The sequence below is a fragment of the Curtobacterium sp. AC272 genome, assembly GCF_979258155.1.
The window spans coordinates 1,107,310-1,133,147 of sequence record NZ_OZ409838.1 but is presented as its reverse complement, the minus strand read 5'-3'; the positions used below and the strand labels follow the sequence as shown (position 1 = coordinate 1,133,147).

Annotated in this window: 23 protein-coding genes and 4 pseudogenes; 15 read left to right on the top strand and 12 right to left on the bottom strand. The window is 71.9% G+C overall.

Annotated elements, in window-relative coordinates; all coding sequences use genetic code 11:
* Positions 1-143: 143 nt before the first annotated feature.
* Both ACZZ0J_RS05585 and ACZZ0J_RS05580 read left to right on the top strand, forming a co-directional pair.
* Entirely contained in the window at positions 144-1,280 is a 1,137-nt protein-coding gene (locus tag ACZZ0J_RS05585) for a sensor histidine kinase (protein ID WP_463435362.1), read from the top strand.
* Positions 1,277-2,326: a hypothetical protein gene (locus tag ACZZ0J_RS05580; RefSeq protein ID WP_463435360.1), complete on the top strand. Its 1,050-nt coding sequence runs from the start codon at positions 1,277-1,279 to the stop codon at positions 2,324-2,326. Before ACZZ0J_RS05585 ends, ACZZ0J_RS05580 begins: the two co-directional genes overlap by 4 nt.
* Before the next feature lie 762 nt (positions 2,327-3,088).
* Here the strand turns inward: ACZZ0J_RS05580 and ACZZ0J_RS05575 are convergent.
* Together ACZZ0J_RS05575 and ACZZ0J_RS05570 are read right to left on the bottom strand one after the other, a co-directional pair.
* On the bottom strand, positions 3,089-3,343 hold the full coding sequence (locus ACZZ0J_RS05575) for an acyl-CoA carboxylase subunit epsilon (protein WP_123292197.1): 255 nt from the start codon (positions 3,341-3,343) through the stop codon (positions 3,089-3,091).
* Complete coding sequence (locus ACZZ0J_RS05570) at positions 3,343-4,950, bottom strand: acyl-CoA carboxylase subunit beta (RefSeq protein WP_463435357.1); 1,608 nt, start codon at positions 4,948-4,950, stop codon at positions 3,343-3,345. Before ACZZ0J_RS05570 ends, ACZZ0J_RS05575 begins: the two co-directional genes overlap by 1 nt.
* A 74-nt stretch (positions 4,951-5,024) precedes the next feature.
* Between ACZZ0J_RS05570 and ACZZ0J_RS05565 the strand changes: the two are divergent.
* From ACZZ0J_RS05565 to ACZZ0J_RS05545, 5 genes and pseudogenes are all read left to right on the top strand, one after another.
* Positions 5,025-5,261, top strand: a pseudogene (locus ACZZ0J_RS05565) (biotin--[acetyl-CoA-carboxylase] ligase); the annotation flags it as partial.
* A 29-nt stretch (positions 5,262-5,290) separates the two neighbouring features.
* Positions 5,291-5,824 carry a biotin--[acetyl-CoA-carboxylase] ligase gene (locus ACZZ0J_RS05560; protein ID WP_463435355.1) on the top strand — a complete coding sequence of 178 codons (534 nt, stop codon included), beginning with the start codon at positions 5,291-5,293 and terminating at the stop codon, positions 5,822-5,824.
* A 4-nt stretch (positions 5,825-5,828) separates the two neighbouring features.
* Positions 5,829-6,377, top strand: a complete 549-nt coding sequence (locus ACZZ0J_RS05555; RefSeq protein WP_123292200.1) for a PH domain-containing protein — start codon at positions 5,829-5,831, stop codon at positions 6,375-6,377.
* A gap of 120 nt (positions 6,378-6,497) precedes the next feature.
* A pseudogene (locus ACZZ0J_RS05550) lies at positions 6,498-7,036 on the top strand (hypothetical protein).
* Positions 7,033-7,749 (top strand): nucleotide sugar dehydrogenase, encoded by a 717-nt coding sequence (locus ACZZ0J_RS05545; RefSeq protein ID WP_463435351.1) that lies wholly within the window; start codon positions 7,033-7,035, stop codon positions 7,747-7,749. Before ACZZ0J_RS05550 ends, ACZZ0J_RS05545 begins: the two are co-directional and overlap by 4 nt.
* 70 nt (positions 7,750-7,819) lie before the next feature.
* Here the strand turns inward: ACZZ0J_RS05545 and ACZZ0J_RS05540 are convergent, their stop codons facing one another.
* A complete protein-coding gene (locus ACZZ0J_RS05540) occupies positions 7,820-9,007 on the bottom strand; it encodes a glycosyltransferase family 4 protein (protein WP_463435349.1) in 1,188 nt (395 codons plus the stop codon).
* Positions 9,008-9,055: 48 nt separating this feature from the next.
* Between ACZZ0J_RS05540 and ACZZ0J_RS05535 the strand changes: the two genes are divergently transcribed.
* The gene (locus ACZZ0J_RS05535; protein WP_159573676.1) at positions 9,056-10,279 is read left to right on the top strand and encodes a polysaccharide pyruvyl transferase family protein; all 1,224 of its coding nucleotides are present in this window, start codon (positions 9,056-9,058) and stop codon (positions 10,277-10,279) included.
* Between the two features lie 12 nt (positions 10,280-10,291).
* On the opposite strand, the pseudogene ACZZ0J_RS05530 reads toward ACZZ0J_RS05535, so the two are convergent.
* Positions 10,292-10,929 (bottom strand): annotated as a pseudogene (locus ACZZ0J_RS05530) (GH25 family lysozyme).
* Here ACZZ0J_RS05530 and ACZZ0J_RS05525 point away from each other — a divergent pair.
* Complete coding sequence (locus tag ACZZ0J_RS05525; RefSeq protein ID WP_463438242.1) at positions 10,928-11,347, top strand: hypothetical protein; 420 nt, start codon at positions 10,928-10,930, stop codon at positions 11,345-11,347. The pseudogene ACZZ0J_RS05530 and the gene ACZZ0J_RS05525 sit on opposite strands and share 2 nt — an antisense overlap.
* 25 nt (positions 11,348-11,372) lie before the next feature.
* Here ACZZ0J_RS05525 and ACZZ0J_RS05520 read toward each other — a convergent pair whose 3' ends face one another.
* Entirely contained in the window at positions 11,373-12,611 is a 1,239-nt protein-coding gene (locus ACZZ0J_RS05520; protein WP_159573674.1) for an acyltransferase family protein, read from the bottom strand.
* A gap of 105 nt (positions 12,612-12,716) precedes the next feature.
* Between ACZZ0J_RS05520 and ACZZ0J_RS05515 the strand changes: the two genes are divergently transcribed.
* A complete protein-coding gene (locus ACZZ0J_RS05515; RefSeq protein WP_463435348.1) occupies positions 12,717-13,748 on the top strand; it encodes a lysylphosphatidylglycerol synthase domain-containing protein in 1,032 nt (343 codons plus the stop codon).
* A gap of 7 nt (positions 13,749-13,755) precedes the next feature.
* On the opposite strand, the gene ACZZ0J_RS05510 is transcribed toward ACZZ0J_RS05515, so the two are convergent.
* The 3 genes from ACZZ0J_RS05510 to ACZZ0J_RS05500 are packed head-to-tail and all read right to left on the bottom strand — an operon-like array spanning position 13,756 to position 15,807.
* The gene (locus ACZZ0J_RS05510) at positions 13,756-14,973 is read right to left on the bottom strand and encodes a hypothetical protein (protein ID WP_463435347.1); all 1,218 of its coding nucleotides are present in this window, start codon (positions 14,971-14,973) and stop codon (positions 13,756-13,758) included.
* Between the two features lie 5 nt (positions 14,974-14,978).
* Positions 14,979-15,326, bottom strand: a complete 348-nt coding sequence (locus ACZZ0J_RS05505; protein ID WP_463435346.1) for a hypothetical protein — start codon at positions 15,324-15,326, stop codon at positions 14,979-14,981.
* A 10-nt stretch (positions 15,327-15,336) separates the two neighbouring features.
* Positions 15,337-15,807 (bottom strand): GtrA family protein, encoded by a 471-nt coding sequence (locus ACZZ0J_RS05500; protein WP_159573671.1) that lies wholly within the window; start codon positions 15,805-15,807, stop codon positions 15,337-15,339.
* Positions 15,808-15,920: 113 nt separating this feature from the next.
* Here ACZZ0J_RS05500 and ACZZ0J_RS05495 point away from each other — a divergent pair, with 113 nt between their 5' ends.
* The 5 genes from ACZZ0J_RS05495 to ACZZ0J_RS05475 all read left to right on the top strand — a co-directional run bounded on the left by ACZZ0J_RS05495 (position 15,921) and on the right by ACZZ0J_RS05475 (position 21,764).
* Entirely contained in the window at positions 15,921-17,057 is a 1,137-nt protein-coding gene (locus ACZZ0J_RS05495; protein WP_159573670.1) for a 5-(carboxyamino)imidazole ribonucleotide synthase, read from the top strand.
* Positions 17,058-17,315: 258 nt separating this feature from the next.
* The gene (locus ACZZ0J_RS05490) at positions 17,316-18,977 is read left to right on the top strand and encodes a glycoside hydrolase family 6 protein (protein WP_463435343.1); all 1,662 of its coding nucleotides are present in this window, start codon (positions 17,316-17,318) and stop codon (positions 18,975-18,977) included.
* Between the two features lie 71 nt (positions 18,978-19,048).
* A complete protein-coding gene (locus ACZZ0J_RS05485; protein ID WP_463435341.1) occupies positions 19,049-20,191 on the top strand; it encodes a glycosyltransferase family protein in 1,143 nt (380 codons plus the stop codon).
* A 54-nt stretch (positions 20,192-20,245) separates the two neighbouring features.
* Positions 20,246-20,713 carry a 5-(carboxyamino)imidazole ribonucleotide mutase gene (gene purE, locus ACZZ0J_RS05480; protein ID WP_228505476.1) on the top strand — a complete coding sequence of 156 codons (468 nt, stop codon included), beginning with the start codon at positions 20,246-20,248 and terminating at the stop codon, positions 20,711-20,713.
* Positions 20,714-21,008: 295 nt separating this feature from the next.
* Positions 21,009-21,764, top strand: a complete 756-nt coding sequence (locus ACZZ0J_RS05475) for a glycoside hydrolase family 16 protein (RefSeq protein ID WP_463435339.1) — start codon at positions 21,009-21,011, stop codon at positions 21,762-21,764.
* An 11-nt stretch (positions 21,765-21,775) separates the two neighbouring features.
* Here ACZZ0J_RS05475 and ACZZ0J_RS05470 read toward each other — a convergent pair whose 3' ends face one another.
* From ACZZ0J_RS05470 to ACZZ0J_RS05455, 4 genes and pseudogenes are all read right to left on the bottom strand, one after another.
* On the bottom strand, positions 21,776-22,918 hold the full coding sequence (locus ACZZ0J_RS05470; RefSeq protein ID WP_159573666.1) for a glycosyltransferase family 4 protein: 1,143 nt from the start codon (positions 22,916-22,918) through the stop codon (positions 21,776-21,778).
* Between the two features lie 189 nt (positions 22,919-23,107).
* Positions 23,108-23,959, bottom strand: a complete 852-nt coding sequence (gene rfbD, locus ACZZ0J_RS05465) for a dTDP-4-dehydrorhamnose reductase (RefSeq protein ID WP_463435336.1) — start codon at positions 23,957-23,959, stop codon at positions 23,108-23,110.
* Positions 23,956-24,941, bottom strand: a pseudogene (rfbB, locus tag ACZZ0J_RS05460) (dTDP-glucose 4,6-dehydratase). The gene rfbD and the pseudogene rfbB overlap by 4 nt, the downstream one beginning before the upstream one ends.
* The gene (locus ACZZ0J_RS05455) at positions 24,938-25,828 is read right to left on the bottom strand and encodes a hypothetical protein (protein WP_463435334.1); all 891 of its coding nucleotides are present in this window, start codon (positions 25,826-25,828) and stop codon (positions 24,938-24,940) included. The pseudogene rfbB and the gene ACZZ0J_RS05455 overlap by 4 nt, the downstream one beginning before the upstream one ends.
* Positions 25,829-25,838: the final 10 nt, after the last annotated feature.

The window sequence follows — 25,838 nt, the reverse complement described above, 5'->3', positions numbered from 1 at the left end:
TCGCAGCAGGCTCGAGCCGTGCGCCTGCTGGCGACCCGGTCGGCTTCGGGGACGGAGCGCCCTTCGGTGCCGATCCGTCACGCAGCGTCCGCGCGTCGATCACGCAGGCGTCGGTGGAGCGTGCCTTCGCGATCCTGCTGGCTATGACCGCGGTCGGCCTCGGCATCGTCGACACCCCGGCGGTCCTCGCCCAGCTGCCGTACCTCGACCCGTTCTGGGGTCCGGTCGTCGCGATCGCGCTCGGGGCGTCGTTCGTCCTGGTCGGGGTCTCGGCGTTCGTGCCGCGCGTGGCGCAGTTCGCGCAGATCCTGTGCGCCCTGCTCTTCCTCGTCGCGTTGACCACGTGGCCGCTCACGGTGCAGGACTCGATCCCGTCCACGCAGCAGCCGTGGCCGTGGTGGTTCTGCACCGTCGGCTCGACCGCGGCGGCCATGGGCTTCGCCACCTGGCGGGCCACGATCTACACCGCACTCGTGCCGGCGATCTACGTCGTCCTCCGGCTCACCCCGGTCGGCGGCGACGCCGGGCTCGTCCGTGCGCTGCTCGACGGCGTGTACACGGCGCTGCTCAGCGGTGCGGTGCTCGTCATCGCCGTGGTCCTCCGCCGTGCCGCTTCGTCGGTCGACACGGCGCAGTCGACTGCGGTCCGCCGGTACTCGCACGCCATCCGCGAGCACGCGGTCGAGGTGGAACGCGTGCAGGTCGACGCGATCGTGCACGACAGCGTGCTGACGACGCTGCTCTCCGCCGCGCGGGCCGACACGCTCGAGGCGAAGACCCTCGCCGCCCGCATGGCACGGAACGCCATCGACCACCTCGAGGCCGCAGCGGCCGACGGCCCGGACGACGACACCCCGGTCACGCTCGCCGACCTCCGCACCCGCATCGGCGAGGCGATCGGTGCCCTCGCGGCGCCCGTCCGGCTCGTCCCCGCCCCGGCCGGGTCGGTTCGGCTGCCGGCGTCGGTCGCCGACGCCCTCGCGTCAGCAGCACTGCAGGCGGCCGTGAACAGCGTCCAGCACGCCGGTGGGGCCGACGTCGCCCGGTGGGTCCGCGTCGAGCAGCTCGACGACGGCGTGCACATCGAGGTCGGTGACGGCGGTCGCGGGTTCGACGTCGCGACGATCCCGTCCGAACGACTCGGGGTGCGGCGGTCGATCATCGAGCGCGTCGCCGCCGTCGACGGCCGTGCCGAGGTGCACACCGCCCCGGGTGAGGGCACGCGCATCGAACTGACCTGGTCGCCCGTGACGCCCACGACGACGGGAGCCGCAGCGTGAAGGTCTCCCTGCCCGCGAGCATCGCGCTCGGCCTGGCGTCGCTGTTCTCCCTCTACCACCTGGTCCTCGCCGTCGCGTCGCTGCAGCGCGTGCAGGACGTCGGCCCCGTGATCGCCTGCATGGTCCTCTACGCCGCGGCCACCGGCACCGCGCTGTTCGTGCCCGGCAAGGTCCTGCCGGTCTGGACGGCGTGCTTCTCGCTCGCCACCGCGATCATGATGCCGCTCGTCGCGGCGCCGGTCGTCGACCTGGCGAAGGGTCCGGGGTCCGCCACGTGGTGGATCGCCGCCGTCGGCACCCTGATGGTCGTGCTCGTCGTGCGGGGACGCGGCCCGTTCGCCTGGGCAGGGGTCCTGTTCCTCGCCGTGTACACGGTCGCCTGGGCCGGTCTCGATGCGCTGGGCGCACTCGGGGTGCTCGGCAGCGTGGCCTGGGTGGCGATCGCGACGGTGTTCGCCATCGCCATGAACCGTGCCATCCGGAACACCCGCGAGCTCGTCCGTGCAGAGCAGGAGACCGCCGACTGGCAGGCGGCGCAGGACGCCCACGTCTTCGAACGGCAGTTCCGCCTGAGCCAGACCACGCGGATGGCCCTGCCGATGCTGCAGCGGATCATCGACTCGTGCGGTGACCTCGACGACGCGGACCGGGCAGAGTGCCTGCACCTCGAGCAGGCCATCCGTGACGAGATCCGCGGCCGTTCCCTGCTGTCCGAGGACGTCCGCGACGAGGTCATGCGCCTGCGCCGCCGGGGTGCGACGGTGCAGCTGCACGACGACGGAGGTCTCGACGAGCTCGAGGTCGACGACGTCCGCCGCATCCACGCCCGCATCGCCGAAGCGCTCCGCCAGGCCCGCGAGGCCGACAACGTCATCGTCCGCACCGTCAGCGAGGGGTCCGACTCCGCGGTGACGGTCGTCGGGCTCAAGCTCGACACGGCCGCGAGTGAGTCCGCGGCCCTCGGAGCGGGCATGGAGGACGACGACGGCGACGAGGACGACTCCGTGGCCCTCTGGCTCGAGATCCCGCGGCACGAGCCCGCTTGAGGCGCGCTGCGCCTGCTCGAGCTGGCGCCCGGTGCATGCGCATCGTCGCGCGCGGCGAGACGGAAGCGGCAAGATCGATGTCGTACGACATCGAGGGTGTCGCTCGTGCGCGCGCGCAACTGTTGTGTCCGCGTGCGGACGACTACGTCGACGTCGTACGACGTCGAGGACGTCGTTCCGGGTCCGTGGGACGCGCGCGCGGCGGTGGACGCGGGGCGTGGCGGCCGGGAGGCGCGTGGCGGCGCCGCCACGGGCCTCCCGGCCGCAACGTGGTCGCGCCGGGCTGGCGCCGACGGCTGACGCGACAACACGGACGTCGTACGACGTCGGGGGCGTCGCTCGTGCGCGGGTGCAACTGTTGCCGGCGCCGGGGGACGACACTGTGGACGTCGTACGACGTCGACGATGCCGTTCCGCATCAACGGCCGGCGCGAACGCCCCGGAAACGGGAACGGGCCGGTCGTATCCGACCGGCCCGTTCACGACCCGAGGCTGAGCGACAACCCGAATGTCGCCCTGCCTCGCAGCGGGCGGTGGCGTCGTACCCTAGTCGGCCACCGACCTGCGATGTTCTTCGTTGAAGGACACCGAACACCAGTAACTATGCCAACCCGCAACCCCGGTGTCAGTCGTCATTATGGGGGACAATTTCGGCATTTCCGGTCCTCTTCGGCGATTCGTGTCCCCCGTGCGAGGGGATACCGACCGGGAAGTGCAGCCTGCAACGTCCGCATACTCGGGGATGCCAGGGGTACAGCGAGGTCAGCGGAGCGAACGGCCCCAGGCGCCGGGACCGTGGTCGAGCGGGCGACGCAGGCCGCGGGCCGAGGCCTGCCACCCGGTGCGCGGCTCGTCGACGACCTCGGCGCGACCGGCTGCTGCGGCCTCGTCGGCCTGGCGCTGCAGCACGGCGACGACCGCTGCGAGCTCCTCGGGGGTGGGCTCACCGGAGACCACCCGGACGTCGGCCACCGAGGCGGGCTCGTCCGAGGGGACCGGAGCTGCGTGACGACCCATCAGTGCGCACCCATCAGAGGGGATGTTCCCGTGCTTCTTGGGGGCAGCGTCGCACGCTTGCCACGCAGGGCACGCAGGGCCTTGATGACGGAGACGCGGGTGGCGTGCGGCTGGATGATGCCGTCGAGCTCACCGCGCTCGGCCGCCAGGTACGGCGACGCGACGTTGTAGGTGTACTCGTTCGCGAGCTTCGTGCGGACCGCTGCGACGTCCTCGCCGGACTCCTCAGCGCGCTTGATCTCGGCGCGGTACAGGATGTTGACGGCGCCCTGACCACCCATGACGGCGATCTCGGCGGTCGGCCAGGCGAGGTTGATGTCGGCGCCGAGCTGCTTCGACCCCATCACGATGTACGCGCCGCCGTAGGCCTTGCGCGTGATCACGGTGACGAGCGGGACGGTGGCCTCGGCGTAGGCGTACAGGAGCTTCGCGCCGCGGCGGATGACCCCGGTCCACTCCTGGTCGGTGCCGGGCAGGTAGCCGGGCACGTCCACCAGGGTCAGGATCGGGATGCCGAACGCGTCGCAGAACCGCACGAAGCGGGCTGCCTTCTCGCCGGCGTCGATGTTCAGCGTGCCGGCCATGGCCTGCGGCTGGTTCGCGATGATGCCGACGGTGCGGCCCTCGACCCGGCCGAAGCCGATCAGGATGTTCGGCGCGAAGAGCGGCTGGACCTCGAGGAACTCGCCGTCGTCGACGACGTGCTCGATGATCGTCGTGACGTCGTACGGCTGGTTCGTCGAGTCCGGGATCACGAGGTCGAGCTCGTGGTCGGCGTCGGTGGTCTCGAGCTCGGGGGCGACGTCGTAGGCGGGGGCGTCGGACAGGTTGTTGTCCGGCAGGAACCCGATGAGCGAGCGGGCGTAGTCGAGCGCGTCGGTCTCGTCCTCGGCCAGGTAGTGGGCCACGCCGGAGACCGCGTTGTGGGTCTGCGCGCCGCCGAGCTCCTCGAAGCCGACGTCCTCGCCGGTGACGGTCTTGATGACGTCGGGGCCGGTGACGAACATGTGGCTGGTCTTGTCGACCATGATCACGAAGTCGGTGAGCGCGGGGGAGTAGACCGCGCCGCCGGCCGCCGGGCCCATGATGATCGACAGCTGCGGGATGACGCCGGACGCCTGGGTGTTGAGGCGGAAGATCTCGCCGTACTTGCCGAGCGCGACCACGCCTTCTTGGATCCGGGCCCCGCCGGAGTCGAGGATGCCGATGATCGGCACGCCCGTCTTCAGCGCGTGCTGCATCACCTTGATGATCTTCTCGCCGGCGACCTCGCCGAGCGAACCACCGAAGACGGTGAAGTCCTGCGCGTACACGGCGACGTTGCGGCCGTGGATCGTGCCGACGCCGGTGACGACCGCGTCGCCGTAGGGGCGCTTGGCGTCCATGCCGAACGAGGTGGTGCGGTGGCGGACGAACTCGTCGAACTCCACGAAGGAGTTCTCGTCGAGCAGCTGCTCGATGCGTTCGCGCGCGGTGCCCTTGCCCTTGGCGTGCTGCTTGGCGATCGCGGACTCGCCCGCGGCGGTCACGGCCTCGTGGTACCGCTCGCGGAGGTCGGCCAGTCGGCCTGCCGTCGTCGAGAGATCGGGGGTGTCTCCTGAAGTCACCCGCTCACCCTACCGGCGGCGGGGGCGGGGCCGGTTGGAGGACCCCCACGGTTCCTGCCCGTACATTTGCGTGCATGTCCACATCCCCGTCGTCGTCGTTCCCCGTCACCAGCGAGGCGGTCCGGTCGGCGGGCGCGACCCTCACCGTCCCCGACGAGACCGGCTCGACCAACGCCGACCTGCTCGCCGTGGCACCCGAGCAGCAGCACGGCAGCGTGGTCGCGACCCTCCACCAGACCGCGGGTCGCGGACGCCTCGACCGCACGTGGAGCGCACCGGCCGGCGAGGCGCTGGCCGCGAGCCTGCTCGTGCGCGCCGACCTCGCCGACCACGACCGTGGTTGGCTGCCCTCGTCGCCGGGGCCGCCATGCGTGACGCGATCGCACGGGTGCTGCCCGCCGGCGCCGACGTCGCCGTCAAGTGGCCGAACGACGTCCAGGTCGCGGACGACAAGGTGTGCGGCATCCTCTGCCAGGTCGCCCCCGACGGCAGCATCGTGGTCGGCGCCGGCGTGAACCTCACGATCCCCGCCGACCGCCTGCCGACCCCGACGTCGACGTCGCTGCTCGTGGCCGGCGCGGTCGACGACGCCCCAGCGTTGGCCGACGCGGTCCTGTCCGCCTTCCGGGCAGCCGTCCTGGAGGCGGTGGCCGCCCTGGTCGCCGGTGGTCCCGCCGCCGAGTCGGTCCGGTCCCACGTCCGTGCCGCGTGCGGCACGATCGGACGCCGCATCCGCCTCGAGCTGCCCGACGGCACCGTGGAAGAGGCCGACGCCACCGGCATCGACGACGCGGGCCGCATCACGATCCGGGATCGAGCGGGTGACTCCAGGGGCGTCGCCGTGGGGGACGTCACCCACCTGCGGTATGCATGACGGCATGACCGCCGAGCCGCCGCCCGAACGCGTCGTCGCTCGCCTGCGACCGCACGCTCGTCGGCTCGTGCGCCCGGCGGTGTTCGTCGTGCTGGTCGTGGTCGCCGGCGGGTTCGGGTTCGGTGTGTTCCAGGCGCAGCTGGCGTGGCTGAACGCCGTCGTCGCCGGACTCGTCGTGGTGCTCGTGGTGTTCGGCGGCGCCGTGCCGCTGTTCCGCTGGATGTCCGAGCGGTACGTCGTCACGACCCGGCGGCTCGTCGTCGTGCACGGGCTCGGCACACGCACCCGGCAGGAGCTCCTGCACTCCCGCGGGTACGACGTGACGGTGCGCCGGCGCGGGCTCCAGGGGGTGTTCCGCTCCGGTGACGTCCTGGTGTTCCCGGGAGACGACCCCGCCGTGGTGCTCGCGGACGTCCCGCACGCCGACCTCGTGGTGGCCGTCCTGCACGACCTGGTCGAGGCGTACGAGGCCCGGCGACGCCACCGCGAGCCGGACTGGGACGAGATCGTCGGCGGCCCGGACCGACCGCCGTGGGGCGACGTCCGCGCCTGACGGAGCCACGACACCCGGGGCACCGCGGTGCTGGAACTCCCACGAGAAACCGGTACCTTCTTCGTCGTGCGTATCTCTGTCATCGGCTGCGGGTACCTCGGTGCCGTGCACGCCGCCTCCATGGCCAAGCTCGGACACGAGGTCGTCGCCGTCGACGTCGACCCGACCAAGATCGAGCGGCTCGCTGCCGGCGAAGCCCCTTCTTCGAACCGGGGCTCCCGGAGATCCTGACCGAGGCGCTCGCCTCCGGCCGGATCCGCTTCACCACCGACATGGCCGAGGTCGCCGGTGCCCGCGTGCACTTCCTCGCCGTCGGCACCCCGCAGAGCCCGACCGGTGCCGCGGACATGACCTACGTGAACGCCGCGGTCGCCGCGCTCACGCCGTACCTGTCCGCCGGCGAGTTCGTCGTCGGCAAGTCGACCGTCCCGGTCGGCACGGCCGCTCGCCTCGCCGCCGAGGTGTCCGAGGCCGTGCCCGGGGCGACGCTCGTCTGGAACCCCGAGTTCCTGCGTGAGGGCTTCGCCGTGCAGGACACCATCAGCCCGGACCGCTTCGTCTACGGTGTGCCGGACGGTGACGCCGGGCAGGCCGCCGTCGACGCACTCGACGAGGTCTACGCCGAGGCACTCGCGTCCGGCACCCCCGGCTCGTCGTGAACCTGCCCACCGCCGAGCTCGTCAAGATCAGCGCGAACGCGTTCCTCGCCACGAAGATCTCGTTCATCAACTCGATGGCCGAGATCGCCGAGGTCGCCGGCGCCGACGTCACCGCGCTCGCCGACGCCATCGGTCACGACGCCCGCATCGGCCGCAAGTTCCTGAACGCCGGCCTCGGCTTCGGCGGCGGCTGCCTGCCCAAGGACATCCGGGCGTTCCAGGCGCGGGCGAACGAGCTCGGCGTCGGGGAGTCCCTGGCGTTCCTGGCCGACGTCGACGCCACGAACCTGCGTCGTCGTGCGCACGTCGTCGAGCTGGCGCAGGAGCTGCTCGGCGGTGTCGTGACCGGCAAGCGCGTCGCGGTCCTCGGCCTGGCCTTCAAGCCGAACTCGGACGACGTCCGTGACTCGCCCGCCCTCGACATCGCCGCACGCCTGCACGAGCTCGGCGCCACGGTGTCGGCCTACGACCCCGAGGCCGTCGTCACCGCGCGTCGCGTGCACCCGGAGCTCGACTTCGTCGAGACGGCGGCGGACGCGCTGTCCGGCGCGGACCTGGTCCTCGTGCTGACCGAGTGGACCGAGTTCCGCGAGCTCGACGCGACCACGGTGGCGTCCCTGGTGTCGAGCCCGGTCGTCATCGACGGCCGCAACTGCCTCGACCGCGACGCCTGGACCGCCGCCGGCTTCACGTACCGCGGCATGGGGCGCTAGCCGCGACCGACAGCAGGCCCGGTGCCGGTCCGTGGGACCGGCACCGGGCTCCTGTGCGTCTGCCGCGTCGTCAGCCGATGGCTGCGCGCAGCACCGCCCGGTAGCGCTCGCCGATGCGCTCGGTGGAGAAGTCCGCCGCCGACACGACGGCCTGCTCCTGGTACCTCGCCCGTGCGGCGTCGTCGGTGAGCACGCGGCACAGGGCGTCGCGGAGGGCGTCGACGTCACCGGGGGCGACGAGGACGCCGGACACGTCGTCGTGCACGACGTCCCGGATGCCCGGCAGGTCGCTCGCGACGATCGCGGCGCCGACGGCAGCGGCCTCGAGCAGGGTGACCGGCAGCCCCTCTTGGTCGCCGTTCGCCGCCGGGATCGACGGCACCGCCACGACGGTGGCCGCAGCCAGGGTCTCGAGCACCTCGGTGCGCCCGCGCTGGCCCAGGAACGTCACCGGCAGTCCGGCGGCCTGTTGCTCGAGCTGCGCCCGGTAGGGGCCGTCCCCGACCACGGTGAATCGCCACGGCACGTCGTCGCCGAGTCCCCGGAGCGCCTCGATCAGGTTGCCGAAGCCCTTCTTCTCGACGAGCCGGCCGACCGCCACCACGTGGTGCTCCTGCGCGGCGACGCGGGCGCGGGTGGCGCGGGCCGGACCGAGGTCGACGCCCATCGGGATGACGGTGGAGCGCGCCTCGGGCACGCCCCACTCGGTCAGGCGCTCGCGCATCTCGGAGTTGACGGTGGTGACGTGCGCCGAACGGCCGAAGACCCAGCGCTTCAGGCGGACCAGGGGAGCGGCGCGGAGCGCGTAGATGTCCCCGCCGTGAGTGGTGACGACGATGGGCACGCCCGGGGCCGCCAACGTCGCGACGAGTGCCTGCGGGATCGCCCAGTGCGCGTGGATGACGTCGGGCTTCGCGGAGCGGACCACGCGGCGGATCGCGAACCACTGCGCGAGCACCAGGGCCGGCACCTGCACGATGCGCGAGCGGCGTTCCTTGAGGTTGTCGAGGATGGCGCCGTCGGCCAGGTCCTCGAACGCCTTCGGGAAGTACGGGAACCGCCGGACGCCGACGTCGCCGATGCGTTCGGTGGTGGCACCGCCGGGCACCCGCGGGGTGAGCACCATCGTGTCGAACTCGAGGGCCTCTTGGTGGGCGAGGTCGAGCACGAACGCCGGCACACCGTCGTCCGGGCGGGCCGGGAACGTCGATCCGAGGACGAGCAGGCGGGGGCGGGCAGAGGGGGTGGGGCGGGACATCGTGCCTTTCCGGGGGTCGCGGGGGACGGTCCGGTAGGCTCTCCACCCGTGCGCGTTCTGATCCACAATAGCGATTCGCCCCACAACCGCGGGGACCGGGCGATCCTCGCCGGCAACGTCGAGCTCGTCCGCCGACGGTGGCCCGACGCCGAGATCGTCTCGCTGTCGCAGTACCCCGAGCGGGACGCCGCGTGGTTCGGGATCCGGTTCCTGCCGGTGTCGCCGTACAGCACCGGCATCGGCGACCTGTTCGCCCTGCTGCGTGCCGCGCGCAGCGCCGACGTCGTCCTGTGGGGTGGCGGCGAGATCCTCAAGGACTACACGAACAAGCTCGGCCTCGTGTACTGGTTCGGCAAGATGCTGCTCGTCCGTGCGGTCAACAAGAACCTGGTCGGGGCCTTCCAGGGCATCGGTCCGACCACCGCAGGCGTCAGCAAGCGCCTGATCCGCGCCACCGTCGACCTGTGCCGCTCGTTCGCCGTCCGCGACGACGAGTCCCGCGAGAAGCTCCTGGCGTGGGGCGTGACGACGCCGATCGTGTCGTCCTTCGACCCGGCCGTCGTCGGCACCGTCACGGCGCCGGACGCCGGCGTGCTCGAGCGCCTGGAGCGCACCACGGGCCTCACCGCCGAGCGTCTCGACGGTTCGATCGGGTTCGGCGTCCGCCGCTGGTTCCACTACAAGCGCAGCGGCTGGATCCCGTTCCGCTTCCTGCCGAAGCGCTTCCGCCAGACCGGCGTCGACAGCGACCGCCTCGTCACCTACCGCCAGGCCGTCGCGGACCTGGCCGACCGTGTGATCGACCGCTGGGACGCCGACGTCGTGTTCTACCCGATGCACATGGAGGCCTCGGAGGGCGATGCCGCCTTCGCGCGCGAGGTCATCGCCCTCATGCAGCACGGCGACCGCACCCACGTGGTCGAGGCCGACGAGTTCTCGCCCGCCGAGTACGCCGGCCTGATGTCCCGCAGCCGCCTGTTCCTGGCGAGCCGCCTGCACTCCGCCATCGTCGCGACCATCGCGGGCGTCCCGGCCGCCGTGCTCTACTACGTCGACAAGGGCCGACTGTTCTTCGAGCAGATGGGCCAGCAGGAGTTCTCGAAGCCGATCGAGGCCGCGCTCGAACCCACGTTCGTCGACGACGTCACGGCACAGCTCGAGGCACTCGACGCGAACCGCGACGCGGTCCGCGAGCAGCTCGCCGACGGCGTCGCCCGGATGGCGACCGCCCTCGACGCCGACTTCGCCGAGGCCACCCGCCAGACCCGCTGACGTCCGGCGGGGCTACTCCGTCTTCTTGGCGAACGCGCGGAGGTTCGCGCCGTCCGCGCTGCGGTAGACGTCCTGGTCGCCGGGGAGCGTCCCACTGGCCGCCCACTGCCAGAAGCGCCATCCGGTCGACTTCCAGCTGGCCCCGAGGGTCCCGGGGCCGGAGAAGTCCTTGACCGGGTAGATCGCGACGAACAACGGGTTCTTCGAGAACCGGATGCTGTTGTTCGTGCAGCGCTTCCACCAGTCGGTCGTCGTGTAGATCGCCGGGTAGCGGTGCGTCTTCTTGTAGACGGTCGCCGAGAAGTCCGCGATCCACGACCGCATCTGCGGCCAGCTCTTGCCGTAGCAGACGCCCTGGGCCGCGGTGCCGTACTCGATGTCGAGCAGCGGGGGAGCGTGACGCCGTCGGCCGTCCACTGCCCGCCGTGGGCGAAGAAGTAGTTCGCGGTCGCCGCGCCGCTGGCCTTGCTCGGTTGGGCGTACACGTAGCCGCCGCGGATGAAGCCGGCGTTCTTGGCGTTCCGGTACTGCGACGCGTACGTCGAGCTGACGTACGAGACGCCCTCGGTCGCCTTGATGTAGGCGAAGCGAGCGCCGAGCCCGTAGGCCGCCGTGAAGTCGACGTTCGGCTGCCAGGCACTGACGTCCATGCCGTTGATCTTGCCCGTCGGGCGCTTCGCCGCGGCGGCGACCTTCGTGTTCGTGCCGAGGGGCGTCGGCCCGACGGGCTGGTCGGCGGCTACTCGGGTCTGCCCGGCGTGTGCCGCGATGCCGGCACCCATCACGTGGTTGCCGCTCGCGTCCATCTCGGCGACGGACGGCCCGGTCGCGGTCGTGGTCCCGGTCGCCGTCGTGCTCGCGCTGGTGCCGGCGCTCGGGCTGGTCGAGGCCGTCGCGGTGCCTGCTGTCTCGGACCACGCCGGACCGGCCACCAGGGTCATCGCCCCGGCCACCACCGTTGCCGTGCCCAGGCCGAGGAGTCTTCTGCTGGATCTGCGCATGCGTTCTCGTCTTCCTCGTCGAGATGCGTGGAGCCCTGTCGCCCACGTCGCGTCCGAGCCATGGTAGCCGCCGAGTCGCGGGGCCTGGCCGCTCAGCGCACGCTGGACTCGCGCACCGGCTGGACGGTCTCGACGGTGGGGATCGGTTCCCGCGAGGCGACCTCGGCGGCGGCGTGACGCTGCCGCTGGTTGAGGAAGTTCCGCTCGACCAGCCACCAGAAGCCGACGCAGAGTGCGATCGTCACGGGCACCACGACGACGACCATGACGAGGAACTGCCACTTCGTCGAGAGCCCCAGGGGCAGCAGGAGCAGGTTGCCGAACGCCAGCAAGGGGCTGTGGAAGAGGTAGACCGAGTACGAGACGAGTCCTGCGAGGACGAACGGCCTCCAGGCGAGGAACCGCGAGAACCAGGTGTGGTGGCCCGTGACGGCGGCCACGCCGAGCCACGTGAGGACGATCCCGGAGAGCACGCCGATGGCGATCTCCGACGGCCAGGTCTGCTGCTGGAAGTACAGACGACGCGAGGCGAACATCAGGACCATCGCAGCGGTCGCCGCGACGACGAGGGTGCCGGTCACCCAGCCGGTCCACCGCGGCGCGAGGAACCGGAGCCGTCCCTCGAGGTGCGCGTCGCGGGCCCGTACGGTGATCGCCGCCGCGAGCATGCCGATGGCGAAGAGCCCCACGAACCACGGGTGCATCGAGGCGTACCGGTTCTCGACGCCCATCCAGAGTCCGGCCGCGACGAGGACCGAGGTCGTCACCCATCCGCCGAGCAGGCGCCACATCGGCAGGATGAGCAGCGCCATGAGGAAGTAGATCTGCCACTCGATCGCGACGCTCCACATCGGCCCGTTGATCTTGCCGATGTACGTCGGGAAGAAGTCGTGCACCAGGAACAGGTGCGTCAGGAACGCGCCCCACCCCATCGGGAGCTTCGTGTCCCACTGCGTGCCGTTCGGGTTGTGCATCACCGGTACGAACAGGACCACCACGGCGAAGAGCACGAGCGCCGCCCAGTAGGGCGGGAGGATCCGTCGGGCACGTCGCCAGATGAACTTCCAGAAGCCGCCGGGCACGCGGTAGCCGTCGGAGCGGGTCATCACCGGCAGCATGAGCACGTAGCCGGACAGCACGATGAACAGTGGGACACCGAGGTAGCCCCACCCGATGATCGGACGCATCCACGGCATGTCCGTCTTCGCGGCGTCGGTCAGGCCGGTGAACAGGTACGTGTGGTGGAACACGACGGCGAAGGCTGCGAGTCCTCGAAGCCCGTCGAGGTACGTGAACTCGAGTCGGGCGCTCTCCCGTGGCTGGTTGGGCAACGGCATCCTCGTGTCGGTGTTCGGTCGGTCGTGTCGGCGGCAAGTTTCGCACACACCGGAACGGCTAGCATGACCTGAGCGCAGCAGCACCGGCAGGAGACCCGTTTGTCAGGAACCACCAGCGACGCCCCGGCCCCCGAGGGGAAGCGTCCGCCGTCCTGGCGACGGTTCCTCGTCAAGGCGGTCCCGATCGTCTTCTACGTGCTCCTCGCGGTCTTCCTCGTGCTCTACGTCCGCAGCGTCGACTGGGGCCAGCTCGCCGGCCTGGACTGGCAGTGGTCCTGGGTCGTCGTGGCGACGCTGATCAGCCTCGGGTTCCGCTACTGGGGCGTCGGCATCTGGTTCTACCTGCTGCGACGGCTCGGCGCGACCGGCCTCAAGGGCTCCGGCGTGACGCTCACCTACGTGTACGCGAAGTCCTGGATGGGCCGCTACATCCCCGGGGCCGCGACCTGGATCATCGGCAAGGTCTACTTCGCCTCGAAGCACGGTGTCTCGAAGGCCCGGCTCGGCGTCAGCGGCCTGCTCGAGGGTGCGCTGCAGATCGCCGCCACCCTCGCCCTGGCGCTCGTGCTGCTGCTCATCGACCCCCGCACGCACGCGCTCGACCCGTGGCTCATCGCGCTCATGGTCGCCGCGTTCGTCGGCTGCGTCGTCTGCCTGATCCCGCGGGTCTTCGTCTTCCTGATCGGCATCGCGCTGAAGATCCTGCGCCGCAAGCCGCTCGAGGCCGACGTCCGCCCAAACCTCGGCACGGTGCTCGGCGGCGCCGGGCTGTACGTCGCCGGTGCGATCCTGTCGGGCACCGCGTACTACTTCATCACGCTGGCGGTGTACCCGACGCTCCAGCTCAGTGACGCAGCGTTCGTGATCGGTGCCGCCAGCATGGCCTCGGCGATCAGCATGCTCGCCGTGTTCGCCCCCGGTGGCCTCGGCGTCCGCGAGGGCGTGCAGGCGCTGCTCCTCGCCATCGTGATGCCGGTGCCCATCGCCCTCGTCGTGGTCGTCGTCACCCGCGTCTGGAGCCTGGCGGTCGACGGGCTGTTCCTGCTCTGCGCCGCAGCACCGACCTGGTTCCGCCGCGGCCGCCCGACCGACGACCCGTCCGCGGTGGAGGGCAGCGCCCCCGCCGCGTGACGCCAGGTCACGACGCGGGCACGGCCACCCGACGGTCGGCACGGGCGACCTGGACGACCGACGTGACCAGGCCGACGGCCACCAGCACGACCACGACCACGAGCACCGCTGGCGGCACCGGCCCGATCTCGGAGTAGCGGAGCAGCCCGCGGCCCGTCACCGGGAACAGGGCGGCGTTCCAGAACCACGCCGACGCCACCGCGAACCCGTACACGCCCACGGCGGGCAGCAGGACGGCCAGGGCCACCGCGACCCACGAGCGTGCGCGTCCGGCGGGTACCAGGCGACGCCAGGCCAGGGCGCTCAGCACGATCAGGCACAGGATCGCGGGGAAGTAGTAGCGGCCCTGGGTGGCGGCGACCTCGGTCGTCCGGAGGTACGCGCCCGCGCTCGTCTCGTTCTGGATGCCGATGAGCAGTGCCGGGAACACCGCCAGGCACAGGGCCACCCGCAGGTCCGGGCCACGCCGGAACGCCCAGCCGACCAGGACGACCAGGACGATGATCGTCAGGACGGCGGTGAGCAGGTCGCCCATGCTCACCTGTGCCCGTGCACCGAAGCTGCCCCAGAACGTGCGTGCCAGGGTTCCCCAACTGACGTCGAGGAAGTGTCCCAGGGTCGGGTGCTCGCCCGGTGGGAAGTCCTTCGGCGGCCGCATGGACGCGTAGCCGTTCGGCTGGATCCGGCCGTAGGCGAACCAGTTGTGGACCCACCACCAGGCGCCGATGCCCCCAGAGACGGCCATCGCGACGACGGTGCGCACCACCCGTTGCCGCAGGGACAGCACCCCGGCACCGGCGAAGAGCACGACGACGGCGACGAACGGCACTGCGGGCAGACCAGTCCCCTTGATCCAGACCAGGGCACCGAGGACCGCCGCCAGGGCGATCGTGGTGCGCCACCGGGTGTCGCCGGTCAACAGCCGGGTGGCGAGCCAGACGACGACGCCGGCGACGAGCAGCACGGGGGCGTCGTTCGAGAACGATGACCCGATGGACGCGAGCTCGGGCGTCGCGAACACCGCGAGCCCGCCGACGAGCGCGGCGCGCGGGGAACGGGTCACCCGGCGGACGGATGCCCACGCGAGCAGGGGGAGTGCGGTGACGGCCAGGACGTCGGCGAGTCGGAGCGCGATGAACGCCCGGTCCCAGCGCAGGTCGCCGAAGTCCACGGCCCGGAGCACGGCGGCACCGGCGAGGTAGGCGGTCGGCGGGTGCTGGGTCATCTGGTTCACGGTCGCGGACGGTCCGGGAGCGTTCTGCAGCAGCTCGCTGACGGTCGACCACTGGCTGGACGGCTTCGTGGCCAGCTCGGTCTTCGCGGCCTCGACGGCGTTCGTGACGTGCAACGCACCGGGGCGGCCCAGGCGTCGCCGAGTGCGACGTGCACGGCGGCGTCGATGTGGGCGGTCTCGTCCGGAGCCTGGAAGACCGGGACGACCAGCGCCCAGGCGACGAGCCACAGGCCGAAGGTGGCGGTGACGACCGCGATCGCCACACGCTCCCAGCGAGCGGTGCGGGGTGGCGCGGTGGTCGGGGTGCTGTCGCGGGTGCGGGTGGTGGTCTCGTGGGCCGTCACCCGATCGATCCTAGAGCGCGTCCTGACGTGCGACGTCCGCGGCCGCGGGCACCGTGGCGGTGCGTTCGGGGTGGTACACCCACACCTTGTAGAGCCAGAAGCGGAACACCGTGCCGAGCACGAGGCCGACGATGTTCGCGACGTTGTCGGCGAAGACCGAGGTGAGTCCCATCGCGTAGTGGGACACCCCGAGGCACGCGAGCGCGATGACCATGCCGCCGAGCGAGACGACGACGAACTCGACGCCCTCCCGCGTCGCGACCGCACGGCGCTGCTCACGGAACGTCCAGTACCGGTTGCCCATCCAGTTCACGAAGATGGCGACCACGGTCGAGATGACCTTCGCCCAGAACGGCCCGGAGTGCACGTCGTCGGGGTTCAGGACGGTGATGCGCAGGACGTTGAACACCGTGGTGTCGACGACGAAGCCGACGGCGCCGACCACGCCGAAGCGTGCCAGCTGGGCAATGAGGCGCCGCACGTGCCCTCCAGGATCCGTAGAGTTGTCGCGGGTCGTGCACAGTGCGACCCGAACAGCGATTGTAGACAACGCGTTCACCCCGGTCGGTGTGAACGCCGGAAGGATCACACAGCATGGCGTTGCGCGTCGGGGTCATCGGCGGAGGACAGCTGGCACGGATGATGGTGCCGGCGGCCGTCGAGCTGGGGATCGACATCCGGGTGCTCGCCGAGGGGCCGGGCATGTCGGCCGCGATCGCCGCCACGGCCGAGGGCGACTACCACGACGTCGAGACCGTGCTGGCGTTCGCCCGCGAGGTCGACGTCGTCACGTTCGACCACGAGCACGTGCCGCAGGACGTCCTGCGCGCCCTGGTCGACGCCGGTGTGGCGGTCCGCCCCGGCCCGGGCCCGCTGGCCGTCGCGCAGGACAAGATCACGATGCGCTCGAAGCTCAGCGAACTCGGTCTCCCGGTGCCGGACTGGGCCGCGGTGCACGACCCCGACGAACTCCGCGCGTTCCTCGACGAGCACGGCGGCCGCGCGGTCGTGAAGACGCCCCGCGGTGGCTACGACGGCAAGGGCGTCCGGGTCGTGTCGGACCCCTCGGACGTCGACGACTGGTTCATCGCGGTCGCCGAGGCCGGCGGCGGGCAGGCGCTGCTCGCCGAGGAGCTCGTGCCGTTCACCCGCGAGCTCGCGCAGTCCGTCGCCCGTCGCCCCTCCGGCCAGGTCGTCGCGTGGCCGCTGGTCGAGACCGTGCAGCGCGACGGGGTCTGCGCCGAGGTCATCGCCCCCGCGCCCGACAGCGCCGGACGCATCGCCGACGTGACGGAGTCGATCGCGGTCCGCATCGCCGAGGAGCTCGGGGTCACCGGGGTCCTGGCCGTCGAGTTGTTCCAGACCGCCGACGAGCGCATCCTCATCAACGAACTCGCGATGCGACCGCACAACACCGGCCACTGGACGATCGACGGTGCGACGACGAGCCAGTTCGAGCAGCACCTGCGCGCCGTCCTCGACCTGCCGCTCGGTGCCACCGGGTCGTTCGCCCGGGCCGCCGTGATGGTCAACGTGCTCGGCGGACCGGCCGACGGCGACCTCGCCGCCCGCTACCCGGCCGCGCTCGAGGCGTTCCCCGAGGCGAAGTACCACTTCTACGGCAAGGCACCGCGCCCCGGTCGGAAGATCGGCCACGTCACGGTGATCGGCGACGACGTCGACGACGTCGTCTACCGGGCGCGCGCCGCGGCGGCGCACTTCGACGACTGACACCGGGTCCGTCGACCGGGCGGATGACGGACTGGGCCCACGCCGCCGGTAGCGGAGCGACGCGCCAGCGGTGGTCCGGAGGCCCGTGGCCACGCCGCCACGGGCCTCCCGTCCGTCTGCGGGTCGCGTCCAGGGCGCAGGTGCGTCCCCAGGACTGCCGACACCCGCTCGGGTGGCACCCGCACTGGCGGGTGGTGACCGGCAGCGGCCCGTGTTCCCATGGACCGGTCAGGGGTCGACCGTCCGAGGAGTGTGTCCATGCGCCGCCGTCCGCGCCGTGCTGTCGTCTGCGGCACCGCCGTCGCACTCACCGCCCTCGCCGGCGCGCTGCTGCCGGTGAGCGGCGCGTCCGCTGCCACGTCCGCCACGACGATCCGGTCCGCATCGGCTGCGTCGCTGTACGGTGCCGGTCCGTACCGGTCACCCACGAGCGAAGCAGCCAAGGCGGCCACCGCGCTCGCCGCCGCGGACCCCGCCGGTGCCGCCGCAGCCTCGACGATCGCGCGGTACCCCGTCGCGACCTGGCTCGGCGAGTGGACCCAGGGCGCCCAGTTGACCAAGACGATCAGCGCTGCGGTCACCGGCGCCGACGACTCCGGCACCACCCCGGTGTTCGTGTTGTACGCGATCCCGGACCGGGACTGCGGCGGGTACTCCGCCGGCGGGTTCTCGGAATCCTCCTACGACGCCTGGGTCGACCAGGTGACCGCCGCGCTCACTGGGCACCGCGCCGCCGTGATCGTCGAGCCGGACTCCCTCGCGATGCTCAGCAACGCGAAGTGCAGCACCACGCTCGACGACCAGCGCTACCGGATCCTCTCCCGCACCGTCGCCGGGCTCACCGCCGCCGGGGTGCCCGCGTACCTGGACGCCGGCAACTCGAACTGGGTGCCGCCGGCGACCATGGCGGCCCGGCTGAACAGCGCGGGCGTGCAGCAGGCCCGCGGGTTCTTCACGAACGTCGCCAACTACTACCCGACCGCCCAGGAGCAGGCCTACGCGCAGAAGGTGTCCGCTGCGACCGGTGGCTCGCACTACGTGATCGACACCTCGCGGAACGGACAGGGCTGGCGCGGGACCTGGTGCAACGGTCCCGGCGCCGGACTCGGCACCTCGCCCCGGGTCGTCGCCGACGGCACCGCACTCGACGCCCTGCTGTGGGTGAAGACCCCCGGCGCGAGCGACGGCACCTGCAACGGCGCCCCGGCTGCGGGCAAGTGGTGGTCCGCCTACGCCCAGGCCCTGGTCGCGAACGCCCGCCTCGGAGTCCCCGCGGCCGACCTCGCTCCGCAGGGATCGCTCGACGTGGTCGCCGGCACCGGTGGTGGTGTCCGGGTCCGGGGTTGGGCCTTCGACGAGGACGACCCCACCCAGCCCGTCCGGGTCCGCGCCACGGTCGACGGCGTCGCCGCGGGAGCCGTGACCGCCGGACTCCGCCGCAGCGACGTCGACGCGGCCGCTGGTGTCGGGGCGACCCACGGCTTCGAGGCCGTCGTCCCCGCTGCTGCCGGCGCTCGCCGGGTCTGCGTGACCGCGGTCAACATCGGCGCCGGCTCGGACACCACGCTCGGGTGCGCCACCGTCCGCGCCTTCCGGCACGATCCGTACGGCTCCCTCGAGTCGGTGCAGGCGGTGTCCGGCGGTGTGGCCCTGCGCGGCTGGGCGTTCGACGGCGACGCCGTGACGACCGCGACCTCGGTGGTGGTCAGCGTCGACGGACGGCGGGTGCAGTCGTTGTCAGCGGGCCGGACGCGCGCCGACGTCGACCGGACCTGGGGTGCCGGTGCTGCGCACGGGTTCGCCGGCACGGTGTCCGTCACGGCGGGCAAGCACAAGGTCTGCGCGGTCGCCCGGAACGTGGGGCTCGGGGCGGACCGGCTCGTGGGTGCCTGCCGGACGGTGACGGTCGGGCGGCGCTGACGGTGCGGCGCTGACGGTGCGGCGCTGACGGTGCGGCGTGGCGAGGTCGCTCCGTGCGGGATGATGGGCGGATGCCGCGTGATCTCGTCCGCCGGGCCGCTCGCCGACTGCGCCGAGCCGTCATGGGCGCACCCGCCACCGCACCCGCCGCCACCGCACCCGGGCCGCGAGTCGCCGTGCCCGTGCCCACACCGCTGCCGGTCCTGGGCTACGTCGTCGCGGGCGGCGGCGGCGCGCACCCCGCGTCCGCCCACGTGCGGGTCGTCCGGCGGACCGAACACCTGGCCGCGAGCGGGACCGCGGGGGTCCGGCAGGTCGACCCCGGCGCGTTCGTCGACGGGACGGACACGACCCCGTACACCGCGGTCATCGTCCAGCGGGACAACCTGCCGCGCAACGCGGTGCAGACGTTCCTCGACGTGGCCGCAGCACGGGGGATCCGCGTCGTCGCAGAGGTCGACGACGACTTCTTCACCGACTCCGGACGCGAGCGGTTGTCGCGGGCCGAGTACGACCCGGACCGCCTCGCCTCGATCGATGCACTGGTCCGCGGCGCCGACGTGGTCGTGGTGAGCACGCCGGAACTCGCCGACGTCGTGCGTCCGGTCGCGCGCGAGGTCACGGTGGTACCGAACGCCCTCGACCCCGGACTCTGGACACCCGGATCGACCGAGGACGACGACGAGCGCCCGCACGGCGAGCACCGGGTGCTCTACATGGGCACGCTCACCCACGCGGCCGACCTCGAACTGCTGCGCGACGTCTTCACCGACCTGGCCACCGCCGACGGCACACCGATCCGGCTCGAGGTCATCGGGGTCACCGACGAGGGCGGCGCCGACTGGTTCCGCCGTGTGGAGGTGCCGGACGGCCACTACCCGGCGTTCTCCCGCTGGCTCGTGGCGCACCGCGAGCGTTGGCGGGCCGGCGTCGCGCCCCTCCGCGACGAGGAGTTCAACCGCGCCAAGAGCGACCTGAAGTTCCTGGAGTACACCGCGCTCGGCCTGCCCGCGGTGGTCTCCGACCGGCCTTCGTACGCCGTGGCACGAGCCCACGGCGCCGTCGCGGTGCCGGACGACGTCGGGGCCTGGCGCGATGCGGTGCGCGCCGCCGTCGAGCGCGGGACGGCCGATGACCGGGCCGTCCGGTGGGTCACCGAGGAGCGCACGATCGGCCGCGACGACGACGCCTGGCGGCGCGTGCTGCTCGGCTAGGCTCGTCGCGTGACCGACACCGACGCACCCGTCCAGCCGCTCGTCTCGATCATCATGGGGTCGGACTCCGACTGGCCGACGATGCGTGCCGCGGCCGACATCCTCGCCGAGCTCGGCATCCCGTTCGAGGCGGACGTCGTGTCGGCGCACCGCACGCCCGACAAGATGACCCGGTTCGCCCGCGGCGCCGCCGAGCGTGGCATCCGCGTCGTGATCGCCGGTGCCGGTGGCGCCGCGCACCTGCCGGGCATGGTGGCGTCGATGACCACGCTGCCCGTGATCGGCGTCCCCGTGCAGCTCGCACGGCTCGACGGCCTCGACTCGCTGCTGTCGATCGTGCAGATGCCGGCCGGCATCCCGGTGGCGACGATGGCCATCAACGGTGCCGCGAACGCCGGACTGCTCGCCGCGCGGATCATCGGCACCTCGGAGCCCGCGGTCGCAGCTCGCCTGACCGACTACGCCGACGGCCTCGAGCGACTCGTCGAGGAGAAGGCTGCGCGTCTGCGCGACTCCCTCTAGGGACCCGCACGACGGCGTCTCCGCAGCACACCGCAGCAACACGACGGCGTCTCCGCAGCACACCGCAGGCTGCTGCGCTCCTCCCCAGAACGGGGGACGCAACACGGTGCTGATCAGCACTTTCCCGGCGTGGACGGAACGTTCTGCAACCCCCGCGTACTGGGGATACGTCGGCGCTGTCAACCCCGCGCGCGGGCTGCACTTCGCAACTACGGTGAACGGCGGGTGGTCGAGATCCGGCCACCCGGCACCCACGGGAACGGGTGCGAACCGTCACGTCAGGGAGTGACAGCTCATGCACCAACACGCAACCAAGCGGGCCGCGCTCACCGTCGTGCTCCTCGGCGCCGTGCTCGTCGCAGGACCGTTCGGGTCGGGGACCGCAGCGTCCGCCAGCTCGGCACCGACCGCGGACGTCGGGGCGTTCAAGCTCACCTTCCGCGAGAACTTCAACACCCCTGCGGCCGCCAACGGCGTGTTCGCGAAGACCTACGCGAAGTCGTGGCAGCCCTACCCGGACGGCACCGGGGGGATGTACTACTCGGGCGCGCAGATCAGCGCGCACGACGGGTACATGGACGTGAAGCTGGACGGCAAGCACGGCTCCGCCGGGACCTTCGGCACCCCGACCGGGGCCTGGGGACACAAGGGCGGGAAGTTCATCGTCCGCGCCAAGGCCCTCGGCGGCAACGGGAACGGCGCGGCCTTCATGCTGTGGCCCTCGTCGGACAAGTGGTCGGACGGCGAGATCGACTACCCCGAGGCGAACTTCGACCAGAAGCCGATGCTGCACCACCACTCGATGACGCCCGGGCAAGAGGCCAACGCGACGAGCATGAGCACCGGCGTCACGTGGCGCTCCTGGCACACCTACTCGATCGACTGGGTGCCGGGGAAGTCCGTCAGCTACCGCCTCGACGGCAAGGTGATCAAGAAGATCACGAAGCACGTGCCGAAGACCGCGCACCGCTACATGTTCCAGGTGGGCAACTGGGGCGCCACCGGGCACCTGTGCATCGACTGGGTCGCCACCTACGCCTACAAGGGCTGACGCCCGAGGCGTCAGAGGTCGGCGTGCAGCTGCCAGGTCTCGGCGGCCGAGTCGCTCCAGTCGTACATGCGGGCCCGGTCGGGTCCGGCGACGGCGAGCTGCCCGGCCAGCATGGGGTCGTTGACCACCTGGTAGACCGCCTGCGCGATCCGTTCCGGGTAGGAGTCCCGCGGGCTCCGTGCGACGGTCACGCCGGCGTCCGACGCGACCTCGGCCACGGCGGGGTCGTCGGAGTGGATGACCGGGGTCCCGAAGCTCATCGCCTCGATCACGGGTAGCCCGAACCCCTCGGCGAGGCTCGGGAACACGAACACCGTGGCTCGGTCGTAGACCACGGCGAGGTCGGCGTCGTCGATCCGTCCGAGCACCTTCACCCGGTCGCGGGCGAGCCCGGCGCGTTCGGCGGTGCCGTACACGTCGACGTCGCCCCAGCCGTCCGGGCCGGAGATGACGAGCGGGATGTCGGCGGGGGCGTCGGGGTGCGCGAGCGCCTCGATCAGGGACCCGAGCGCCTTGCGCGGTTCGAGCGTGCCGACGGCCAGTACGTAGCGGTCCGGCAGGCCGAGACGCTCGGCGCGCAGGTCGGCGTCGACGGGCAGCCGCAGCCGACCGCTCGGGGCGCCGCCGATGACCCGGAGTCGGTCGTCGAACCGGTGGATCTCGTTCAGCGCGCTCGCGACCGCGTGGGTGGGCACGACGACGGCATCGGCGTGCTTCCACGCGCGCTTCACCATCGCCTTGTGGAAGTGGACGCCGCGGGGCGTCAGGGTCTCGGGGTTCGTCCACGGCACGGTGTCGTGCACGGTGACGACGGTCTGCCGGCCCGGGTCCTGGAAGCGGTCGTGCTTGACCAGGGGAGCGAGGACGCTCGGCGCGTGCACCATGCCCTTCGCGATGCCACCGACGAAGCCGCCCTGCCACGCGAGCGAGAGTTCACGGCGGGCCAGCGGCAGACGCTGCAGGTCGGACAGACCGGGCAGCAGCGTGCGCAGGTGGGCCATCTCGTCGGAGCCGACCGCCGACACGACCCCGGCCACGTCGCAGCCGGTCGGCGCGTTGGCGACGAGGTGCCGGGCGAGCTCTTCGGCGTACCGCCCGATGCCGCCCGGAACGGGGGCGACGACCTGGTCGACGAGGACGTGGAGGGTGGTCATGGTGCTGGTCTCCTCGTCGTGGTGATGGGGCCGAGGACCGGCCCGGCGCCCGGCTGCCCGACCCTACCAGGGCGGGCGGGCCGGCCCCTGAGCGCCGCCGGCGGGGTGCGGCAGGGGACCGAGACGGAGGCCCGGATCACGTCCGCGATGCGGCGGACGTGATCCGGGCCTCCCGGTCGACTGCCGTGCCTACGCCGTCAACGCTCCTGCGGCCACCGCGGCGCGCAGCGCCTCACGCCAGTCGCGCATCGGCGCGAGGCCGGCGCGCGACCAGCCGTCGTGTCCGAGCACGCTGTACGCCGGGCGCGGCGCCGGACGGACGAACGCCGCGCTGTCCGTCGGCAGGACGCGCTCGGGGTCGAGCCCGAGCGCGGAGTAGATGGCGCGGGTGAAGTCGAACCACGACCCCTGCCCGGCGTTCGTGCCGTGGTAGACGCCAGCGGGGGCGTCCCCGTCGACGAGCTCGACGATCCGCGCGGCGAGGTCGCCGGTCCACGTCGGCTGACCGATCTGGTCGGTGACGACGCTCACGGTGTCGTGCGAGCCGGCCAGCCGGAGCATCGTCGCGGCGAAGTTCGGCCCGTGCGCACCGTAGATCCAGGCGGTGCGCACGACGTACGACGTGTCCGGAGCGATCTCGCGCACGAACGCCTCGCCCGCGGCCTTGGTACGGCCGTAGGCGTTGATCGGGTCGGTCGGCGCGTCCTCGGCGTACGGGGCGGTGCCGTTGCCGTCGAAGACGTAGTCCGTCGACACCGTGACGAGCTTCGCACCGTGGCGGACCGCGGCCTCGGCCAGGAGCTTCGGGCCGGTCGCGTTGACGGCGAAGGCGTCGTCCTCGTGGTCCTCGGCGTCGTCGACCTTCGTGTACGCGGCGGAGTTGATCACGACGTCGTGCCCGGCGACGGCGGCGTCCACCGCGGCCGGGTCGGTGATGTCGAGCTCGGCGCGCGAGCGTGCCGTGACGTCGCGGCCGGCGAGCGCGGCCTGGAGGTCACGGCCGAGCATGCCGGCGGCGCCGGTGATGAGGTACCTGGTCATGCGATCGCTGCGCGCTCCTTGAGCGGCTCCCACCACGAACGGTTGTCGCGGTACCACTGCACGACGTCGGCCAGGCCCTGCTCGAAGGGGACCTGCGGCTCGTAGCCGAGCTCGGCCTGGATCTTCGAGATGTCGACCGAGTAGCGCAGGTCGTGCCCGAGCCGGTCGGCGACGCGGTCGACGTACGACCAGTCCTTGCCGGTGGCGTCGAGCAGCAGCTGCGTGAGCTCCTTGTTGGTGAGCTCGGTGCCGCCACCGATGTTGTAGATCTCGCCGGCGCGGCCGCGGGTCAGGACCATCGCGATGCCGCGGGTGTGGTCGTCGACGTGCAGCCAGTCGCGGATGTTGTTGCCCTCGCCGTAGAGCGGGACGTGCACGTCGTCGATGAGGTTCGTGACGAACAGCGGGATGACCTTCTCGGGGAAGTGGTACGGCCCGTAGTTGTTCGAGCACCGCGTGATCGACAGGTTCAGCCCGTGGGTGCGGTGGTAGCTGCGGGCGAGCAGGTCGCTGCCGGCCTTCGACGCCGAGTACGGCGAGTTCGGTTCGAGCGGGCGCTCCTCGTCCCACGAACCCTCGCTGATGGAGCCGTAGACCTCGTCGGTGGAGACGTGCACGAAGCGCTCGGTGCCGTGGCGGAGCGCGGCGTCGAGCAGACGCTGGGTACCGACGACGTTCGTCTCGACGAAGATGCCGGAGTCGCGGACCGATCGGTCGACGTGGGACTCGGCGGCGAAGTGCACGATCGCGTCGACTGTGGGGACGACCTCGTCGAGCTTCGCGGCGTCGCGGATGTCGCCGTGCACGAAGGTGTAGCGGGGGAGTCCGCGACCGGGGCGAGGTTCGCCTCGTTGCCGGAGTAGGTGAGGGCGTCGTAGACGACGACCTCGGCGCCCTCCAGGCCGGGGTAGGCGTCCTGCAGGGTGCGACGGACGAAGTTCGAGCCGATGAATCCGGCTCCGCCGGTGACGAGGATCTTCACGTGGTCTGGTTCCTTGGCGTTGCCGTTGGCGTTGGATCGACTGCTGATTCTAGGGTGTCGGCCGAACGGTCGTCGGGACCGTCCGTCGCGTCGCCGTCGGGACCGGTGACCGGGCCGTCGCCGGGGTCTGCCGGTCGGCGTCGTCGTCGGCGCCGGACGGACACGGAAACGAGCACCGAGGCCGCGACGGCCACCAGGATCGCGCCGCCGGTGACCAGGCCACCGATCGCTGCGCGGGGGACCGCGTAGTGCAGGCGGACGGTGTGCTGGCCCTTCGGCACCCAGACCGCGCCACCGGCGTTGTCCGCCGTGACGAGGTCGCTGGGTTCGCCGTCCACCGTGGCGCTCCAGCCGGGGCGCAGCACCGAGTCGGCCACGACGAGCCAGCCGCCCGCGGACGCGTCGACGTCCGCCACGGTCTCGTTCGTGTCGCCGTCCTGCAGGTCGACGGTGGCGTCGCCGCCCCCGGCCGTGTGGTCGGGCGTGCGGTTCAGGACGACCGTGTCGTCGGGTAGTGACGGGTCCGCGAGCGTGCGGATCCGGTCGGCGGCCGTGGACACGACCTGCTGGTCCGACGCCCACCGCACCCGATCGAGCGCCGAGTCGCGCTCGTAGACGGTGGCGTCGCCCGTGTGCACGACGGACACGCCGTCGCCGGAGACCGGTCGGGTGATGCTCATCACCGCGTGGCCGTCGTCGTCGGTGCCGATCGGCACGAGCTTGGACTGCCCCGTGATCGTGATGCGGACGTGCCACTTCGTGTCCGCGGGGATGTCCGAGCCGGGCAGGGCGATGTTCCGTCCGCCGCCGAGCGCCGGCACCCAGCTCTCGGTCTTCGCCAGCGTCTTGCCGGTGCCGTCGGCGATCACCGCGACCGTCATGGTCATGCCGCCCTTC